Origin of the sequence: Streptomyces alfalfae, from assembly GCF_004127445.1 — a bacterium.
GTDB classification, from domain to species: Bacteria; Actinomycetota; Actinomycetes; order Streptomycetales; family Streptomycetaceae; genus Streptomyces; species Streptomyces alfalfae.
Genome location: NZ_QEXM01000051.1, coordinates 1 through 18,270, shown reverse-complemented (window position 1 = coordinate 18,270; position 18,270 = coordinate 1). Strand labels below are relative to the sequence as shown.

At 72.3% G+C, this 18,270-nt stretch carries 19 protein-coding genes and 1 riboswitch; of the genes, 8 read left to right on the top strand and 11 right to left on the bottom strand.

The features are described from left to right. Positions 1-64: 64 nt before the first annotated feature. Positions 65-1,423: an NAD(P)/FAD-dependent oxidoreductase gene (locus tag DCW30_RS32090; protein WP_076686675.1), complete on the top strand. Its 1,359-nt coding sequence runs from the start codon at positions 65-67 to the stop codon at positions 1,421-1,423. Between the two features lie 91 nt (positions 1,424-1,514). Here the strand turns inward: DCW30_RS32090 and DCW30_RS32085 are convergent, their stop codons facing one another. Beyond that, positions 1,515-2,957, bottom strand: coding sequence for an NsdA family TPR-like regulatory protein (locus tag DCW30_RS32085; RefSeq protein WP_076686674.1), 1,443 nt, complete (start codon positions 2,955-2,957; stop codon positions 1,515-1,517). Positions 2,958-3,174: 217 nt separating this feature from the next. Here DCW30_RS32085 and lipB point away from each other — a divergent pair, with 217 nt between their 5' ends. The 4 genes from lipB (at position 3,175) to DCW30_RS32065 (ending at position 6,374) form a co-directional block, all read left to right on the top strand. Beyond that, positions 3,175-4,008 (top strand): lipoyl(octanoyl) transferase LipB, encoded by an 834-nt coding sequence (gene lipB, locus DCW30_RS32080; protein WP_076686673.1) that lies wholly within the window; start codon positions 3,175-3,177, stop codon positions 4,006-4,008. 117 nt (positions 4,009-4,125) lie between these two features. Next, positions 4,126-5,082, top strand: a complete 957-nt coding sequence (locus DCW30_RS32075; RefSeq protein WP_062780131.1) for a lipoyl synthase — start codon at positions 4,126-4,128, stop codon at positions 5,080-5,082. Between the two features lie 316 nt (positions 5,083-5,398). Continuing rightward, the gene (locus DCW30_RS32070; RefSeq protein WP_076686672.1) at positions 5,399-5,602 is read left to right on the top strand and encodes an SCO2195 family GlnR-regulated protein; all 204 of its coding nucleotides are present in this window, start codon (positions 5,399-5,401) and stop codon (positions 5,600-5,602) included. A 64-nt stretch (positions 5,603-5,666) separates the two neighbouring features. Further along, positions 5,667-6,374 (top strand): DUF4191 domain-containing protein, encoded by a 708-nt coding sequence (locus tag DCW30_RS32065; protein ID WP_076686671.1) that lies wholly within the window; start codon positions 5,667-5,669, stop codon positions 6,372-6,374. A gap of 131 nt (positions 6,375-6,505) precedes the next feature. Here the strand turns inward: DCW30_RS32065 and DCW30_RS32060 are convergent, their stop codons facing one another. Further along, positions 6,506-6,973: an RDD family protein gene (locus DCW30_RS32060; protein ID WP_076686670.1), complete on the bottom strand. Its 468-nt coding sequence runs from the start codon at positions 6,971-6,973 to the stop codon at positions 6,506-6,508. 227 nt (positions 6,974-7,200) lie between these two features. On the opposite strand from DCW30_RS32060, the gene glnA reads away from it, so the two are divergent. After that, positions 7,201-8,610, top strand: a complete 1,410-nt coding sequence (gene glnA / locus DCW30_RS32055) for a type I glutamate--ammonia ligase (protein WP_062780164.1) — start codon at positions 7,201-7,203, stop codon at positions 8,608-8,610. Positions 8,611-8,700: 90 nt separating this feature from the next. Here the strand turns inward: glnA and DCW30_RS32050 are convergent, their stop codons facing one another. The 9 genes from DCW30_RS32050 to DCW30_RS32010 all read right to left on the bottom strand — a co-directional run bounded on the left by DCW30_RS32050 (position 8,701) and on the right by DCW30_RS32010 (position 16,449). Continuing rightward, entirely contained in the window at positions 8,701-9,177 is a 477-nt protein-coding gene (locus tag DCW30_RS32050; RefSeq protein WP_076686669.1) for a GNAT family N-acetyltransferase, read from the bottom strand. Positions 9,178-9,195: 18 nt separating this feature from the next. Next, positions 9,196-9,951: a metallophosphoesterase gene (locus DCW30_RS32045; RefSeq protein ID WP_232626663.1), complete on the bottom strand. Its 756-nt coding sequence runs from the start codon at positions 9,949-9,951 to the stop codon at positions 9,196-9,198. 151 nt (positions 9,952-10,102) lie between these two features. After that, positions 10,103-10,933 carry an ABC transporter ATP-binding protein gene (locus tag DCW30_RS32040; protein WP_076686667.1) on the bottom strand — a complete coding sequence of 277 codons (831 nt, stop codon included), beginning with the start codon at positions 10,931-10,933 and terminating at the stop codon, positions 10,103-10,105. Next, positions 10,930-11,952 (bottom strand): FecCD family ABC transporter permease, encoded by a 1,023-nt coding sequence (locus tag DCW30_RS32035; protein WP_232627117.1) that lies wholly within the window; start codon positions 11,950-11,952, stop codon positions 10,930-10,932. Before DCW30_RS32035 ends, DCW30_RS32040 begins: the two co-directional genes overlap by 4 nt. Before the next feature lie 59 nt (positions 11,953-12,011). After that, on the bottom strand, positions 12,012-13,046 hold the full coding sequence (locus tag DCW30_RS32030) for an ABC transporter substrate-binding protein (protein WP_076686666.1): 1,035 nt from the start codon (positions 13,044-13,046) through the stop codon (positions 12,012-12,014). 66 nt (positions 13,047-13,112) lie between these two features. Next, positions 13,113-13,298, bottom strand: a riboswitch (cobalamin riboswitch). A gap of 7 nt (positions 13,299-13,305) precedes the next feature. After that, positions 13,306-13,758 carry a VOC family protein gene (locus DCW30_RS32025; protein ID WP_076686665.1) on the bottom strand — a complete coding sequence of 151 codons (453 nt, stop codon included), beginning with the start codon at positions 13,756-13,758 and terminating at the stop codon, positions 13,306-13,308. A gap of 5 nt (positions 13,759-13,763) precedes the next feature. Further along, complete coding sequence (locus DCW30_RS32020; RefSeq protein WP_076686664.1) at positions 13,764-14,624, bottom strand: helix-turn-helix transcriptional regulator; 861 nt, start codon at positions 14,622-14,624, stop codon at positions 13,764-13,766. 389 nt (positions 14,625-15,013) lie between these two features. After that, positions 15,014-15,955: an alpha/beta hydrolase family protein gene (locus tag DCW30_RS32015; RefSeq protein ID WP_076689409.1), complete on the bottom strand. Its 942-nt coding sequence runs from the start codon at positions 15,953-15,955 to the stop codon at positions 15,014-15,016. A 197-nt stretch (positions 15,956-16,152) separates the two neighbouring features. After that, positions 16,153-16,449 carry a hypothetical protein gene (locus DCW30_RS32010; protein WP_076686663.1) on the bottom strand — a complete coding sequence of 99 codons (297 nt, stop codon included), beginning with the start codon at positions 16,447-16,449 and terminating at the stop codon, positions 16,153-16,155. Between the two features lie 167 nt (positions 16,450-16,616). On the opposite strand from DCW30_RS32010, the gene DCW30_RS32005 reads away from it, so the two are divergent. Next, positions 16,617-16,985 (top strand): arsenate reductase family protein, encoded by a 369-nt coding sequence (locus DCW30_RS32005; RefSeq protein WP_076686662.1) that lies wholly within the window; start codon positions 16,617-16,619, stop codon positions 16,983-16,985. A 195-nt stretch (positions 16,986-17,180) separates the two neighbouring features. Next, positions 17,181-18,212: a glutamine synthetase gene (gene glnII / locus DCW30_RS32000; protein WP_076686661.1), complete on the top strand. Its 1,032-nt coding sequence runs from the start codon at positions 17,181-17,183 to the stop codon at positions 18,210-18,212. Positions 18,213-18,270: the final 58 nt, after the last annotated feature.

The following is an 18,270-nucleotide window of genomic DNA, read 5'->3' as shown; positions in this document are numbered from 1 at the left end:
TGTTCGGGAGCCCTGTGGGGGGCATCAGATCCCCACCAGCCCGCGCGACCTCTGGGAGGGGCACGTGCTAGAGCCTGCGCACCATGCGGACGTCGTCATCGTGGGGGCCGGGGCCGCGGGGCTCTCGGCCGCGCATCGGCTGACCAGCGCCGGAGTGAAGACCGTAGTCCTGGAGGCCGCGCCTTGCGTCGGCGGCAGGATGGCGACCGAGAAGGTCGACGGCTTCCGGCTCGACAGGATCGGGCAGTTGCTGACCACCTCCTACCCGGAGCTGCGCCGCACGCCGGGGCTGGACGCGCTCGTGCTGCGCCCGTTCGCCCCCGGCATCCTGGTGCACAGCGACGGCCGCCACCACCGGGCGGCGGAGCCCGTGCCCGGACGGAGCGCGAGAGGCGCACTCACGGCGGCGCGCGCCCTCGCGAGCGCCCCCCTCGTGCCGCGGGCCGTGAAGCCCGCCCCGAGGCCCGCCTCGCGCCCGGCGCCCCTCGGCGGCCCGCTCGACCAGGCACGGCTCGGCGTCGCGCTCGCCCGCATCGGGGCGACCCCCGTCGAGCGGCTGCTCGGCCGCCCCGAACTCCCCGCCCGCAAGGCCCTCGCCGCCCGCGGGCTGCCCTCGCGCACCGTCGACGGCTTCCTGCGCCCGCTGCTCTCGGCGCTGCTCTGCGACCCCGGTCTCATCACGTCCAGCCGGTGCGCGGACCTCGCCCTGCACGCCTACGCGCGCGGCCGGCTCTGTCTAACCGAGGGCGGCGCCGAGGCACTGCCCGAACTGCTCGCCGCGGCGCTGCCGCCCGGCACGGTGCACACCGGCGTCCGGGTCACCTCGGTCTCCACGACCTCCGTCACCACCGCCGGGCACGGCACGGTCGACTGCCGGGCCGTGCTGCTCGCCACCGACGCCCGCGCCGCCGCGGAACTGCTCCCCGGGCTGCGCGTGCCGTCCTTCCACGAGGTGACGGTGTTCCACCACACGGCGCCCGAGCCGCCGATGGAGGATGCCGGGCTGCTCCTCGACGCCGACCGCGCGGGCCCGGTCGCCCACACGGCGGTCGTCAGCCAGGTCGACCCGTCCCGCGCGCCCGCGGGCCGGGTCCTGGTCTCCTCCACGGTGCTCGGACCGCCACCGGACGAGCGGGCCGTGCGCACCCACCTCGCCGCGCTCTACGGCGCCCCGACCGACCGCTGGGAGCTGCTCGCCCTCCACCACACCCGCGAGGCCGTGCCGGCGATGCCGCCCCCGCACGACCCGCGCCGCCCGGTGCGGCTGCTCGGCGGGCTCTACGTCTGCGGGGACCACCGGGACACCAGCACGGTCCAGGGCGCCCTGCACTCGGGGCGCCGCGCGGCCCACGCGGCGCTCAGGGACTTCGGCATCACCCCGGCGGACGGCGACGCCCGGGAGCCCCTGCCCTTCGCCGCCTGATCCCTCCGCCCCTCGGCCACTTCCCAGGAAGCCCCCGCGCCCCCACGGCGGGGGCTTCCGCCCGCGCCGCGTCCGGGGGCACGTCCGGGAGCTAGCCGAAGACCGCCGTGATCTTGTCGCGGTATCCCCGTACGGGCGTCGCGTCCCGGTAGGGCTCAAGGCGGCGCTCGAAGTCGCGTACGTACTCGTGCGCCCGGGCGGACCGCATATCCCCGGCGGCCTGGGCGGCCTCCGCGCCCAGCAGGCAGGCCTGTTCCAGGTCGCCGAGGCCGAGCCGGGCGGTGGCGAGCACCACCCGGCAGAACAGGCGGCTGCGCGCGAGGGCGGGGGCGCGCAGTTGCAGGGAGCGCTCGGCGTGCTGGGCGGCGGCGCGGTACTGCTGGAGGTCGCGGTAGCTGTGCCCGAGGTCGTCGGCGAGCTGGGCCTCGTCGAAGAAGCGGGCCCAGTGCGGCACCTCGTCGCCCGGCCTGGCCGCCCCCAGGGACCGTTCGGCCCGGGTCAGGGAGTTCGTGCAGGCCCGCACCTCGCCGAGCACCCCGTGGCCGCGCGCCTCGGCGGCGTACAGCAGGGCCTGCACGGTGGGCGGCGCGGAGGAGCCGATGCCCTGCTGGGCGACGCGCGCGAGCTGGACGGCCTCCCGTCCGTGCCCGAGGTAGACGGCCTGGCGGCTCATGGTGACCAGCACGTAGGAGCCGTAGGCCCGGTCGCCGGCCGCCTGCGCGAGCCGCAGCGCCTGGACGTAGTACCGCTGGGCCAGACCGTGCGCCGCGATGTCGTACGAGGTCCAGCCCGCGAGGCGGGTCAGATCGGCCACCGCCGCGAAGAGGCGCCGTCCGGCCTGTTCGCCGTAGGTGCCGCGCAGCATGGGCTCGGCCTCGTGCTCCAGGTAGCGCACGAGCGCCTGCCGGGCGTGCCCGCCGCCGTACGCGTCGTCGAGCGTGCGGAAGAGTTCGCCGACGGAGCGCAGGGCCGCGATGTCACCGCTGGTCACCCGCTGTCCCGGCCCGCGGTCGGACTCCCTGCGCTGGCGTGGCACGGCGGGGCGGCCCTGCTGGGGCACGCGCGCGTGGGCGGGCTCGCCGCGGCCCACCCGCTCGTCGGCCCTGCCGATCAGCCAGTCGCGGCTCGGCACGACGAGCCCGGCCGGGGTGAAGGCGATCTTCCGTAGCTCCGCGTGGCTCCCGGAGTCCTTGCGCCAGAGTCCGCCGACGATGTCGACGGCCTCCTCGGGCGTGGCGGCGAACTCCAGGCCCGCGTAGACCGGGGCGCAGGCGTCGAGGCCGAGGTCCTGCGCGGTGAGGCGGCGCCCGAGGCGCCGGGTGAAGACCTCGGCGATCAGGGCGGGCGTGGTGCCTCTGGGCTGCTGCCCGCGCAGCCACCGGGTCACCGACGTCTTGTCGTACCGCAGATCGAGGCCGTGTTCGAGGCCGAGCTGATCGACGCGGCGCGCGAGGCCCGCATGGGAGAACCCGGCTTCCGCGATCAGTGCGGAGAGCTGGCGGTTGGGGGTGCGCTGCGGAGGTCGTTCCGTCATCGGCTGTGCGGTCTCCTGCCTTCCGGGCCTGCCTGGAGCAGCCCTTACGGCTCCGTGAACGGCGCGAATGTAACGGCCTTCACCGCCCCTTTCGGCACGTTCGCCCCCCATTCATCCGATCGTGTGAGGAACCCGGGCCGGAGTTGTCGGAGGAGGGGGCCCGTACAGTGGCAGGGGCGCGATATGTGCACGGTGAACGTTCAGGGAGGCACCTGCCGTGAGTGAGTTTCGGTTCGTCCGCATGGGCTTCGGCCCTGACGCCGTGGAGTACCGGGAGGCCTGGGACGAGCAGCGCCGCGTACACGCCGCCCGCTTCGCCGACGAGGTCCCGGACACCTGCCTGCTCGTCGAGCACCCGCCGGTCTACACCGCGGGCCGCCGCACCGAGGACAGCGAGCGCCCGCTGGACGGCACGCCCGTCGTCGACGTGGACCGCGGCGGCAAGATCACCTGGCACGGACCCGGCCAGCTCGTGGGCTACCCGATCCAGAAGCTGCCGCGCCCCGTCGACGTCGTAGCACATGTGCGGCGTCTTGAAGAGGCACTTATCCGTACGTGTGCGGAGTTCGGCCTGGAGACCAGCCGCGTCGAGGGACGCAGCGGCGTCTGGGTCCTCGGCGACCCGGTGGAGCGGCGTCCCGCGCTCGGCGGCCTCTCCCTCGACTTCGACCCGCGGCTGACGGACGAGGAGTTCGACGCCCGGTTCAACGGCCCGGAGTACGCGCCGTCCAACGCGGGCCAGCGCCGCGAGGACCGCAAGGTCGCCGCCATCGGCATCCGCGTCGCCAAGGGCGTCACGATGCACGGCTTCTCGCTCAACGTGAACCCGGACAACACCTGGTTCGACCGGATCATCCCGTGCGGCATCCGCGACGCGGGCGTCACGTCGCTGGCGTACGAGCTCGGCCGTGACCTCACCATCGCCGACGTCCTTCCCGTGGCCGAGCGCCATCTGCGCGACGTCCTGGAGAACGCGGAACTCAAGCCGCGGCTGATCGAGAAGCAGGCGGAGCCCGCGGCGGCGCCGATGCCCGAGAAGGCCTCCGCGTAGCGGTACCGGACTCGGGGGAATGGACCCCCTTGGCCAGAGGTTGGCCAGAAGTAAGCCCAACGACATCACGGGCGTACCCTGGTGTGCGCCGAAGAATCGAAGCTACAGGGAGCCGATGTGTCCGCAGTCGCACCCGACGGACGCAAGATGCTGCGCCTGGAGGTCCGGAACAGCCAGACCCCCATCGAGCGCAAGCCCGAGTGGATCAAGACCCGGGCGAAAATGGGCCCCGAGTACAACGCCCTGCAGAAGCTCGTGAAGAGCGAGGGCCTGCACACGGTCTGCCAGGAGGCGGGCTGTCCGAACATCTACGAGTGCTGGGAAGACCGCGAGGCCACGTTCCTCATCGGCGGTGACCAGTGCACCCGGCGCTGCGACTTCTGCCAGATCGACACCGGCAAGCCGCAGGCCCTCGACCGCGACGAGCCGCGCCGCGTCGGCGAGTCCGTCGTCACGATGGACCTGAACTACGCCACCATCACCGGCGTCGCCCGCGACGACCTGGAGGACGGCGGCGCCTGGCTGTACGCGGAGACCGTGCGCCAGATCCACGCCATGACGGCGGAGCGCGAGGCGGGGCAGACCAAGGTCGAGCTCCTCATCCCCGACTTCAACGCCGTGCCCGAGCAGCTGGCCGAGGTCTTCTCCTCGCGCCCCGAGGTGCTCGCGCACAACGTCGAGACGGTGCCCCGCATCTTCAAGCGCATCCGCCCCGGCTTCCGCTTCGAGCGCTCGCTGGAGGTCATCACCCGCGCGCGTGAGGCGGGCCTCGTCACGAAGTCCAACCTCATCCTCGGCATGGGCGAGGAGCGCGAGGAGATCAGCGACGCGCTGCACCGGCTGCACGAGGCGGGCTGCGAGCTCATCACGATCACGCAGTACCTGCGCCCCTCGGTGCGCCACCACCCCGTGGAGCGCTGGGCCAAGCCGCAGGAGTTCGTGGAGCTGAAGGAGGAGGCCGAGGAGATCGGCTTCTCGGGCGTCATGTCGGGCCCGCTGGTCCGCTCCTCGTACCGCGCGGGACGGCTGTACCAGATGGCGATGGAGCAGCGCGGCACGGTCGCGGCCGTCTGACGCGGGTGCTCTCCGGTCGGCGGCGCGCCGCCGGCCCGGTGACCCCGGCACGTGCCGGGCGCGCGGGCATCGTGTGAATCGCCGCACAAGAAGCTACCGACTGGTAGAAGCCGCAACGACGCGGTTCGTACGATTCCGCAGGTCGCGGACGCGTATGGACCGCGTCGTCGTTTTTGGGCGCCGCATCAAGGTTTCATCGGCGTTTGACCGGTCGGTCACGCCCTGGTAACACCAAACAGTGACCCTGGTATCACCGCACGTACATCCTTACCCACAGCCGCTCCTCACCCGAGTCGCTTCCCAGGAGGGCCCCACCATGCAGGCCGCGCCCGTACGCGCCACCGCCATCCCGTCCGTCTCCGTCGCCCTGCGCGCCGTCGAGTCGCTCCTCATGAGCGGCGGGCAGCGCACGGCACGCCGCAACGCCTGGACTTCCGTGCTCGAGGACCGTCGCCGCGCCAAGGACCGGGTCGAGGCGCTGCGCGTGTTCGAGGAGAGCGTGGCGACCCGCACGTCGTAGGTCCGGGGAGACCGTGGCAACCCGCACGTCGTAGTCGCTTCCGGGGGCACGTAGACTCAAGAGCATGGCGAGGAAGGAATCCACCGCGGCGGATGCGGCCGCGGAGCCAGGGCGACTCAAGCAGATCGCTCTGACCTACAAGATGACCCGTCGGGCCGACTCGAAAATCGGCCTGATCATCGCGGCTGTGGGAATCGTCACCTTTGGTGTCTTCCTCGCGATCGGCTTCTTGATCGGTCACCCGGTCTATCTGGGCATTCTCGGCTTCCTGCTCGCCTTCCTCGCGATGGCGATCGTCTTCGGACGCAGGGCCGAGCGTGCCGCCTTCGGGCAGATGGAGGGCCAGCCCGGTGCGGCGGCCGCGGTGCTCGACAAGATCGGCCGCGGCTGGACGACGACCCCCGCGGTCGCGATGAACCGCAGCCAGGACGTGGTGCACCGCACCGTCGGCAAGGCCGGCATCGTCCTGGTGGCCGAGGGCAACCCGAACCGGGTGAAGGGCCTGCTGGCCTCCGAGAAGAAGAAGATGGCCCGCATCGTGGCGGACGTGCCGGTGCACGACGTCATCGTCGGCACCACCGAGGACACGGTCTCCCTCAAGAAGCTGCGCACGACGCTCCTGAAGCTGCCGCGCGTGCTCACCGGCCCGCAGGTGACGGCCACCAACGACCGGCTGCGCGCCATGGGCGACCTGATGTCGAACATGCCGCTCCCGAAGGGTCCGATGCCGAAGGGCATGCGGATGCCTCGCGGCGGCCCGAAGATGAAGTAGCCCCGGCTTCTCCCCGAGCGTCCCTACGGCGAAGGCCCCGGAACCGTCCAGGTTCCGGGGCCTTCGCCGTAGGCATCGTGCCGCGGCGTACGCGGCGGTCACCGTGCGCGGCGCGCTGCGCGGCGCGCTCCTCAGATCCGGATCTGCACGGCGCGGGCGAGGCGGTCGTGCAGGCCGCGGCCGTCGCGGTCCCAGATGAGGGCCGGGACGGCGATGCAGAGCAGGACGCAGCGGACCAGGACGCGGCCGACGCCGAGCCGCCCGCCGCCCTCGGCGACCACGCGCAGCCGGAAGAGGGCCTTGCCCGGCGTGCAGCCGACCGTGCCGACGGTGAGGACGCTCATGACGAAGAGGATGCCGAGCGCCCAGTTGCCCATGGCCTGCTGGTCGCCGCGGGCGAACAGACCGTATGCGATCACCATGCACAGGCCCCAGTCCACGGCGATGGCGCCGATACGGCGGCCGGGGCGCGCGATCGAGCCCGGCCCCTCCTCCGGCAGCCCGAGCTGCTGTCCCCGGTACCCGAAGTCGACACCGGCGTCCTCCGCGGCGGCGCGCGGGCCGGACAGCCACGATCCGATTACTTGCCTGTTGTCCACCCGTCCACGGTACTGCGCGCACGTGCGAACGGGACCGGGCGGGGTAGGCGAGGAGGGAGTCCCCCGCGGGCCGGTGCCCCCGGGCCGGTTAACTTCGGCGAAACAAATGGGTCACGCTTGAGAAATCCCCCGTCCTTATGGTCGGGTCCCAGCGTGTGCCACCGCACCGGCCGCACAGTGAGCTGCAACCCCGTCCCGCCCCGGGCGGGAGTAGGAGGAGTTGGATGTTGTTCCAGAACGCCGACGACGCGAAGAAGTACATCGCGGACGAGGACGTCAAGTTCATCGACGTCCGGTTCTGCGACCTGCCCGGTGTCATGCAGCACTTCACGATCCCGGCGGCGGCGTTCGACCCGGAGGAGGAGCTGGCCTTCGACGGTTCGTCGATCCGCGGCTTCCAGGCCATCCACGAGTCCGACATGGCGCTGCGCGCCGACCTGTCGACGGCTCGCCTGGACCCCTTCCGCCGCGACAAGACGGTGAACATCAACTTCTTCATCCACGACCCGATCACCGGCGAGCAGTACAGCCGTGACCCGCGGAACGTGGCCAAGAAGGCCGAGGCGTACCTGGCCTCCACCGGCATCGCCGACACCGCGTACTTCGGCCCCGAGGCGGAGTTCTACGTCTTCGACTCGGTCCGCTTCGAGACCTCCGCCAACCGCTCCCTCTACGAGATCGACTCCGAGGCGGGCGCCTGGAACACCGGGGCCGTCGAGAACAACCGCGGCTACAAGGTCCGCTACAAGGGCGGCTACTTCCCGGCCCCGCCGGTCGACCACTTCGCCGACCTGCGCGCCGAGATCTCCCTCGAACTGGACCGGCAGGGCCTCCAGGTCGAGCGCCAGCACCACGAGGTGGGCACGGCGGGCCAGGCGGAGATCAACTACAAGTTCAACACGCTGCTCGCCGCGGCCGACGACCTGATGCTCTTCAAGTACATCGTGAAGAACGTCGCGTGGCAGAACAACAAGACCGCCACCTTCATGCCGAAGCCGATCTTCGGTGACAACGGCTCGGGCATGCACGTCCACCAGTCCCTGTGGTCCGGCGGCGACCCGCTCTTCTACGACGAGCAGGGCTACGCGGGCCTCTCGGACACCGCGCGCTACTACATCGGCGGCATCCTCAAGCACGCCCCGTCGCTGCTCGCCTTCACCAACCCGACGGTGAACTCCTACCACCGCCTGGTCCCCGGCTTCGAGGCCCCGGTCAACCTGGTCTACTCGCAGCGCAACCGCTCCGCGGCCATGCGCATCCCGATCACGGGCTCGAACCCGAAGGCCAAGCGCGTCGAGTTCCGCGCGCCGGACCCGTCCTCGAACCCGTACCTGGCGTTCTCGGCCCTGCTCCTCGCGGGCCTGGACGGCGTGAAGAACAAGATCGAGCCGGCCGAGCCGATCGACAAGGACCTCTACGAGCTGGCCCCCGAGGAGCACGCGAGCGTCCCCCAGGTCCCGACGTCCCTCCCGGCGGTCCTCGACGCCCTGGAGGCGGACAACGAGTACCTCCAGGCGGGCGGCGTCTTCACGTCCGACCTGATCGAGACGTGGATCGACTACAAGCGCACGAACGAGATCGCCCCGATCCAGCTGCGGCCGCACCCGCACGAGTTCGAGCTGTACTTCGACCTCTAGGAAGTCCTGAGCGTCTGCCTCCAGCAGGGCCTGCCAAGGCCTGCTGGAGGCAGACGCTCGATGCCTTCATGCCTTCATGTCCCCAAGCCTTCACGGGTCGAGCGGCAGTTCCAGGAGTTCATCCGGAGGCTGGAAGCCCGCGCGGCGCCAGAGGGGGCTGCTGCGCTCGGACGGCCAGGCGATCAACGTCTCGAAGCCGGCGTCGCGGTAGTGCTCCCGCAGGGCCTCAAGGAGTCTGGCGCCGACTCCTCTCCTCCGTTGCGACGGCGTGACGTAGAAGTTCGTCACGTAGCCGATCGGGGCGCTCCCGCCGTACGGGTCCGGCATCCTCTCGACCGGGCAGAGGAAGACGTGGCCGCAGATCTCACCTCCGGCCTCCGCGACCCACGCCGACCAGCGGTCGCCACCGAGCCTGTCGTGCGTCCACTGCTCTGCCTCTTCCAGTGGCCGGGCCGGTGTCGATGGTCGCCGCCCCTCGTCGTCCTCGTGCTGGAAGGCCCGGCGCAGAGCGGCCAGAGCAGGCGCGTCGGCGGGCCGGGCCGGGCGCACGGTCACGTCGGTGGGCACAGCGGTCGTCGCTTCCGCTCACGGCGAGGGGAGCGGGACCGTGCGGTAGTGCGTCGTCAGGCGGCCCCCCTCGTCCAGGACGTGGAACGCCACCGCCGGTGGCAGGTCCCTGTGGACGTGGTGGGAGGCGTGGGTCCGGGGTTCCCAGGGGAGGCGGAGGGTTGAGATCACTCCCGGGGCCACCAGGAGGGGGCGGGACGCGAACGTCGTCGCCGCCGAGGTGTGCGCGTGGCCTGCCAGGAACGCCGTCACGTTCGGGTGGCGGGCGGTCAGCTCCGCCAGGCGTGCCTCGTCGAACTGGCGGATCTCGTCCACGTACGGCGTGTGCAGCGGGACCGGCGGGTGGTGGAAGGCGATCAGCGCCGGCACGTCGGGAGCTCGGGTGAGCGTGTCCGACAGCCAGCTCAGCGTCTCTTCCTCCAGCGTGCCGTGGGGCTTGCCGGGGACCGACGTGTCGCACAGGGCCAGGAGGAAGCGGTCCGTCACGTGGGACTGGTTGACGGGAGCCGGGCTCGGGGGCTCGCCCAGCAGGTGTTCGCGGTACGCGGGGCGCACGTCGTGGTTGCCGGGGCAGGTCAGCAGGGGGTGGCGGGTGGCGAGGAGCTTGCGGGCCGCCTCGTACTCGGACGGGGTTCCGTGGTCCGCTATGTCGCCGGTGACCAGGATCGCGTCCAGGTCGTACGGGAGGCCGTTCAGGTAGTCCATGACCGCTCGCGTGCGGGCCTCGCTGCGGCCCGCGTCCTCGGGGCTCGTGTCTATGTGCGTGTCGCTCACGTGGGCGATCACCGATACCGCCGGCCTCGCCCGTGCCTCCGCCGCCGCTTCCGGTGCAGCTTCCGGTGTTGCTTCCGGCATCGTTTCTCGCCTTCTCCGTACGGGTCCTCGTGCGTCTTCCGGGGAGGGTACGGGGGCCGACACTCGCGCGTTAAGGTCCAGTTGTGCGCCTCTGGCCCGGCCCCGGGGGGCGGGTGGACCGCAGGAAGCGGACCGAGGGGGCGCCGGTCTCCCCCGGGGTCACCACCGCGCGTACCCCGTAGACCTCCGCGATCAGCTCCTCCGTGACGACCTCCGCCGGCGTGCCCGCCGCGTGTGCCGTGCCGTCCTTCAGGATCAGCAGATGGTCGCAGAACATCGCCGCCAGGTTGAGGTCGTGCAGGGCGATCACGCTGGTCACGGGGAGTTCGGCGACCAGCGTGAGCAGGTCGAGCTGGTGCTGGATGTCCAGGTGGTTCGTCGGCTCGTCCAGGAGGAGTTCGCGGGGCTCCTGGGCCAGGGCGCGGGCGATCTGGACGCGCTGGCGTTCGCCGCCGGAGAGGGTGTGCCAGGACTGGGCCGCCCGGTCGGCGAGGCCGGTGCGGGTCAGGGCCTCCGTCACCGCCCGTTCGTCGTCGGGCGACGGGGACGACCAGGCGCGGCGGTGCGGGATGCGCCCCAGGCGCACCACGTCGCGTACGGTCAGATCGACCTGGGTCGTGGCGTGCTGCTCCACCACCGCGATGCGTTGCGCCACCGTGCGGCGCGGGGTGTCCCGCAGGGGGTGGCCGTCCAGGGTCACCACGCCCGAGGCCGGGGCGAGGACCCCGGCGAGGATGCGCAGCAGCGTGGACTTGCCCGAGCCGTTGGGGCCGAGGAGGCCGACCGTGGCGCCGGGCGGCGGGGCCAGGCTGACGCCGTCGACCACCAGGCGGCCCCCCGCCTCGCGGGCCACGCGTTCGGCGCGCAGGCCACCGCCCGCGGCGGCGGCCGTCACCGTCATGACACCCTCCGCGTCCGGTAGAGCACCGCCACGAACGCCGGCACCCCGATCAGTGACGTCACCACGCCCACCGGCACCTCCTGGGGGTCGAGCGCCGTGCGGGCCAGCGTGTCCACCCAGACCAGGAACACCGCCCCCGTCAGCGCCGTGACCGGGAGGAGGCGGGCGTGGCCCGACCCCACGATCGCGCGGGCCGCGTGCGGCAGGACCAGGCCGACGAAGCCGATGGCGCCCGCCGAGCTGACGAGGGCCGCCGTCAGCAGCGCCGTCACGCAGAGCAGGACGAGGCGGGTGCGGGCCACCCGTACGCCCAGGGTCGCCGCCGCCTCCTGGCCGAACGCGAAGGCGTCGAGGGTGCGGGCGTGACCCAGGCAGATCAGCAGGCCGAGCGCGAGCACCGCGCCGCACATCCACACGTCCGTCCAGCCCGCCCCGCTGAGCGAGCCGAGGAGCCAGAACAGCACGCCGCGCGTGGTCTCGGCGTCCCCCGCGGTGAGGATGACGAACGACGTCAGCGCGGAGAAGAGCTGCATGGCGGCCACGCCGGACAGCACGACCCGGTCGGTCGAGCCGCCGAGGGTGTGGCTCAGGAGCAGGACGAGGGCGAAGGAGCAGAGCGCCCCCACGAAGGCGCCCGCCGAGATCGACAGCGCTCCCCCGCCGACGCCGAGGACCACGACCGCCACCGCGCCCGTGGACGCCCCGGAGGAGACCCCGAGCACGAAGGGGTCGGCGAGCGGGTTGCGGAGCAGGGACTGCATGACCGCGCCGCAGACCGCGAGGCCCGCGCCGCAGACCGCGGCGAGCAGGGTGCGCGGCATGCGCAGGTTCCAGACGATGCCGTCCCTGATCGGGGTGAGCCGCTCCTCCCCCCAGCCGAGGTGTGCGGCCACCGCCGACCACACGTCGGGTACGGAGATGTCGGCGGGGCCGATGGTGACGGACGCCGCCACGGAGAGCACGAGCGCGGCGGCTCCGGCCGGCCACAGGAGGCCCGGCCGCAGCAGTCCTCGGCGCAACGGGCCCCCACGCAGCGGGCCCCGGCGCGGCTCGTCCCGCGCCACGGGAGCGGCGGACGTCACTTGGCGAGCCCGAACTTCCGCAGCCCGGCGGCCACCTGCTCGATGCCGTCGACCGTACGGATCGTGGGGTTCATCGCCTGGCCGCTCAGCAGCACGTACCGCTTCTTCTTGACGGCGGTCAGGTTCCTGGTCGCCGGGTTGGACTCCAGGAACCTGATCTTCGCCGCGGCGGACTCCGCCGACTGCGACTTGCGGGTCAGGTCGCCGATGACGAGGACGTCGGGGTCGCGGTCGGCGACGGTCTCCCAGTTGATCTGGGGCCACTCCTCGCGGGTGTCGTCGAAGACGTTCTCGGCGTCCAGCTCGCGCGTGATGATCCCGGGGGCTCCGCAGCAGCCCGCCATGTAGGGGGCGTCGGAGTTGGCGAACCAGTAGAGGAGCGAGGTGTCGGAGGCGTCGATGTCCTCGGTGGCCTTCGTGACCCGGGCCTTCAGACCGGCGATCAGCTTCTCGCCGCGCTTCTCGACCCCGAACACCTTCGCCAGGTCGCGCACCTCGGCGTAGACCGTGTCCATGGTGAGGGTCTTCACGCGCTTGCCGTCGCCGCCAGCGTCGTTGTCCTTGCCCGCGCAGTCGCTGGGCGAGACGTAGACGGGGACGCCGAGGTCGGTGAACTTGGCGCGGTCGGCGACGCCGCCCTTGCCGACGGTGTAGAGGAAGGAGGCGCTGACGAAGTCGGGCTCCTTGGAGAGGACCTTCTCCATGGCGGGGTAGCGGTCGGCGAGCCGCTCCACCTTGGCGTTGTCCTTCGCGAGGTGCTTCAGGACCGGGTCGGTCCAGGTGCCCGTGCCCACCATGCGGTCGGCGAGGCCGAGGGAGAGCAGGATCTCCGTGGAGCCCTGGTCCAGCGAGACGGCCCGCCGCGGCGGGGCCTCCACCTCGGTCTTCTCTCCGCAGGAGGCGACGGTCACGGGGTAGCCGTTCTTCGCCGTCCCCGCCGTCCCCTCCTCGGCGGGGCCGCCGCACGCGGTCAGCGCGAGCACTCCCGCGCAGCACAGGGCGAAGGTACGTATGCGGGCTGTGGAGGACACGTGATCCCTTGAGTCTCACGGCTCATACGCGGAGCCTGGTCTGCGTCACGACCTCTGCCGCCCGGTGTGCGGGCAGAGGCGCCAGCAGGTCTTCGGACTCGGGATCGGCCGGACGGAGCGCCTTCCCGGGCGTCCGTGGACGCCCAGTGGCCGTGTGCCCCGCCCGTCCCCCTCACCGCTGCGCGTCAGTTCCGGATTCGCACCGGATTCCCTGGCCCAGGTGTGGGTTTGACTGGCTTGCGCAAGTTATCACGCGGGCTCAGGGCGTCTCCGGGGGCCTCGGCTCCCCCCGGTAGGTGCCGAAGAACCAGCGGTTGCCCTCGGGATCGGCGATGCCGAACTCCCGACTGCCGTACGGCTTGTCCTCGATCCCCGAGATGATCTTCACGCCGGCCGCGGTCAGGCGGCCGTACAGGGCGTCCACCTGGTCGGTGACGACGTACGCGCCGGAGGTCCCCGGCGTGCCGCACGTGCCGCCGGCCGCCTCCGGGTCGTACGAGCCGAGCATGATGCCGCCGCCCTCGGGCCAGTCCAGCTGGGCGTGGGCGACGCGGTCGCCGTCCTCGTACACGGCGGTGCGCAGGAAGCCGACGGTGTCGACGAAGAAGTCGATCAGGGCGAGGGCGTCTTCCGCCTGGAGGGTGGGCCAGATGGTGGGGGCGGGGGTGGCGCCTGGCGCGGGGGTTTGTGTGGTGCCTTGTGTGGTGTCCATGTCTCTTACTCTCCGTCCCCGCCGTGCGCCCCGGCTTGGATATTCCGGCACTCCTCGGCCAGCCAGCGGGTGGGGCTGACTCCGGTGTACTGCCGGAAGTCCCGTACGAGGTGGGAGTGGTCGTAGTAGCCGCAGTCGGCCGCGACGCGGGCCAGGTCCTGCGGGGCGCCCGTCGCGACCGCGCGGACCACGGCGGACTTGGCGTGCTGGAACCGTGTCAGGCGCGCCACCTGCTTCGGGGTCAGGCCCGTCTCGGCGCGGAACAGCGAGGTCAGGCGGCGTTCGCTGAGCGCCACGTGCCGGGAGAGGCCGCCGAGGGTGCCCGCGCCGCGGTGCCTCGCCAGCCAGGCCCAGGCCTCGGCGACCTCCGGGCGTACGGAACCGGCCGCCCTGGCGTCGGCGGCCCGGCCGCGCAGGTAGGCGGACAGGGCGGCGAAGCGGTCCTCCCAGCGGTCGAGGCCGCAGAGCCGTTCCCGGAGGTCGGCGGCGCGTTCGCCGAACACGTCCGTGCCGTGGACGACCAGCTCGCCGGTGAGCGCGGATGCGGGCAGGCCGAGGAGGGCGCGGGCGGCGAGGGGGTGGACGGCGAGCTGGATGCCGGCCTCGTGCTCGGGCTGGACGACGTGGGCGGGGCTCTGGTGGAGGCCGCCGACGACGATGTCGGTACGGATGGCGTCCGGGCCGGTGGCCTGGTCCGGGGTGCGGCCCGTCGTGATGGGACCGTCCAGGGAGAAGATCACCGTCAGGTACGGGGACGGGAGGCCTCGGTGCAGGGCCGGGCGCCGGCCCGTCGTGCGGTAGCCGGTCGCCGAGATGACCATGCCGTTCAGTCTTGGCACGGTCGTCACGAACTCGCTGGGGGCCATGTCTCCATTATGTGGCGGGGGCTGGCCGGGGGCCTGGCGGTTCGTCGTCCGCGGGGCGGGGGTTCTCGCGCCGTTCCCCGCGGGCCTTGGCGGGGGCCTGGCGGGTTGTTTTCTGCGGGTCGTGGGGGTTTCTCGCGCCGTTCCCCGCGCCCCTTGGGGTGGGCCCGGTGGTTCTGGTTGGCTGCCGGCCGTGGGGGGTTCTCGCGCCGTTCCCCGCGCCCCTTGGGGTGGGCCCGGTGGTTCTGGTTGGCTGCCGGCCGTGGGGGGTTCTCGCACCGTTCCCCGCGCCCCTTGGGGTGGGCCCGGCGGGGTGGTCGTCTGCGGGGCGTGGGGGGTCTCGCGCCGCTCCTCGCGGTCCTTGGCCGGGCCTTGGTGGGGGCGGGGTGTTCCTAGTCTGGGGGGCGGTGTTCGGTTGCCCACGCTGTGATGTGTTTGGCCAGCTGTGCGCTCGCCCTGGTCCAGGCGAAGTGGTCCAGGCGGGCGCCCGCCTCCCGTTCCGTGTAGTGGGTCCGGGTGAGCCGGGCCCGGGGGGCCTTGCCCAGGAGGTGGTCCAGGGCGGTGGCGGGGGCGAGGGTGTCGTGCTCCACGGAGACGGCGAGCACGGGCAGCCCGAGGGCGGCCAGGGCCGCTTCGTAGTCGAGCGTGGCGCCCTTGGGGGCGTACCGGCCGGTGCGCCCTTGCCGCGCCCAGTCGCGCATGACGCCCTTGGGCTGATCGCCGCCGAAGCCGAGCCGGGACCCCGGCCAGCGGCCGAGCACCGTCGACACCCCGGCGATCAGCAGTTCGCCGAGGAGGAGGGCGGGGCCGCGCAGGGGGCCGTACGCGCGGAAGTGGACGGAACCCGTGGCCACGAGCGCCACCCCGTCCACCCGGGGGCCGCGGCCCGCAGCGGCGTACAGCAGGGCGAGCTGGCCGCCCAGGCTGTGGCCGAGGAGGTACAGCGGCGGCTCGGGGCCCAGCTCGGCGCGGATCGCGGCGAGGACGGCGGGCAGGTCCTCCTCGACGAGCTCGCGGTAGCCGTGGCCGAGGGCGTCGGGGTCGGTGGTGAGCGGCGTCGCCTCGCCCTGGCCGCGCAGGTCGGCGGTGAGCACCGTCAGGCCCTCGTCGTGCAGGTGGCCCGCGAAGCGGCGGTAGAAGCGGGCGGGGGTGCCCATGGCGGGCAGGATGAGCAGCGCGGGAGCCGGCGGCGGCCCCGGCGCCGGTGCGGAACCGGACGGCAGGAAGCGCTCCGGTTCCGGGGCGCGCAGGGCGCGCACGGGGACGCGGGCGCCGTCCGGCAGCTCGACGGTCGTCAGGAGCGGCGGCTCGCCGGCAGGTTCCCGCGGTGTCATGGCCACAGCATGGCCGATCGTATGGTCAACCGCCCAGGAGGGCGCGGCGGATGCCCGCCCGCGCCCGCGAGAACGTCCGAATCATGCCGTTCATGTGCCGTTCACATCGGGTCCGGCCCCTATACGGCCCGCGGACCAGTGACCGAGCGGACAGCGCGGGGGCGTACGGGGCCGACGCCCCGTACGCCCCCGCCCGTTCAGCGGCTGTACCGCATCAGCGCGCGCACCATGTGGCACGTGATGTCGGACGGCGGGTGGATGCCGACGTCCTCCGCCATGCGCCGGATCGTGCTGTTCTTCGCCTGGTTCGGCAGATAGACGCCCGAGTCGAGCAGCGCTATCGCGAGGCGCATGGCCTTGAGGCGGCGGTTGTGGTTGACGTACCACTCGCGCGGGCGCCCCGCGGGCAGTGCCCTCTTCTGGAGTGGTGCGTACGGCAGGTCGATGAGGACGGGTTGGGACACGGACTTCGTCTGCAGTGCGGCAGCGGGCACAGGCATCCTCCTGTCGCGATCAGGGCCCCCCGTCGGCGCCCTCGAACACTACGGTGATTCTACCGCCGAGCACTGACAATCACCCCTGGCCAGAAGGGCTTTGAGGTATTCGAACAGGGGCGTGCCCGAGGCCCTGGGGCGGGTGGGTCGCGGGTAGCGTGTGCGGCATGGAGATCTGGATCAACCCCGCCTGTTCGAAGTGCCGGAGCGCCCTGTCCGTGCTCGACGCGGAGGACGCCGACTACACCGTGCGCCGCTACCTCGACGACGTGCCGACCGAGGACGAGATCCGTGCCGTCCTCGACCGCCTTGGGCTCGAACCCTGGGACATCACGCGTACCCAGGAGCAGGACGCGAAGGAACTCGGTCTCTCCGACCGTGGGGCCTGGCCGCGCGACGCCTCGGCCCGCGACCGCTGGATCACCGCGCTCGCCGGGCACCCGAAGCTCATCCAGCGCCCCATCATCACGGCGGACGACGGCACGGCGGTCGTGGCCCGCAGCGAGGAGGCGGTGCGGGACGCGCTGTCCCGCTGAGCGCCGGCCGCGGGCAGTGGTCTTGCCGGTGCGGTGGCGGTGCGTGAGCCCGGACACACTCCCTCCAGGTAACACGGGGTTCACACGAGGGCAACGGTCGGGAAATCGCCGGTTGCCAGTCTGCTGGGCATCACCACGGCACCGCAGCGCCCGCACGTTCTGCGCCGTACCGAGCGTTATGAGGATGAGGCCCCCGTGACCTTCAAGGCTGAGTACATCTGGATCGACGGCACCGCCCCGACCGCCAAGCTCCGTTCCAAGACGAAGATCCTGGCGGACGAGGCGAAGGGCGCCGAGCTCCCGCTCTGGGGCTTCGACGGGTCCAGCACGAACCAGGCCAAGGGTCACGCCTCCGACCGCGTCCTCAAGCCGGTCTTCACCTGCCCCGACCCGATCCGCGGCGGCGCGGGCGACGTCCTCGTCCTGTGCGAGGTCCTCAACACGGACATGACGCCGCACGAGTCCAACACCCGTGCCGAGCTGGCCGAGGTCGCGGCCCGCTTCGCCGGGCAGGAGCCGATCTTCGGCATCGAGCAGGAGTACACCTTCTTCGAGGGCGACCGCCCGCTCGGCTTCCCCGTCGGGGGCTTCCCCGCCGCGCAGGGCGGCTACTACTGCGGCGTCGGCTCGGACGAGATCTTCGGCCGTGACGTCGTCGAGGCCCACCTGGACAACTGCCTCAAGGCCGGCCTCGGCATCTCCGGCATCAACGCCGAGGTCATGCCGGGCCAGTGGGAGTTCCAGGTCGGCCCACTCGCCCCGCTGGAGGTCTCCGACCAGCTCTGGATCGCCCGCTGGCTGCTCTACCGCACCGCCGAGGACTTCAAGGTCTCCGCGACGCTCGCCCCCAAGCCGGTGAAGGGCGACTGGAACGGCGCGGGCGCGCACACCAACTTCTCCACCAAGGCGATGCGCGAGGGCTACGCGCCGATCATCACCGCCTGCGAGTCCCTCGGCGAGGGCTCCAAGCCGCTGGACCACGTCAAGAACTACGGCGCCGGCATCGACGACCGCCTCACCGGACTGCACGAGACCGCGCCCTGGGACGAGTACAAGTACGGCGTCTCCGACCGCGGCGCCTCGGTCCGCATCCCGTGGCAGGTCGAGGTGGAGCAGAAGGGCTACATCGAGGACCGCCGCCCGAACGCGAACGTCGACCCGTACGTCGTGACGCGCCTGCTCGTCGACACCTGCTGCACCGCGCTGGAGAAGGCCGGACAGGTCTGATCAGGGACTCTTCGCCCATACGTTGACGGGGGCGCCCGCCGGTCGGACCGGCGGGGGG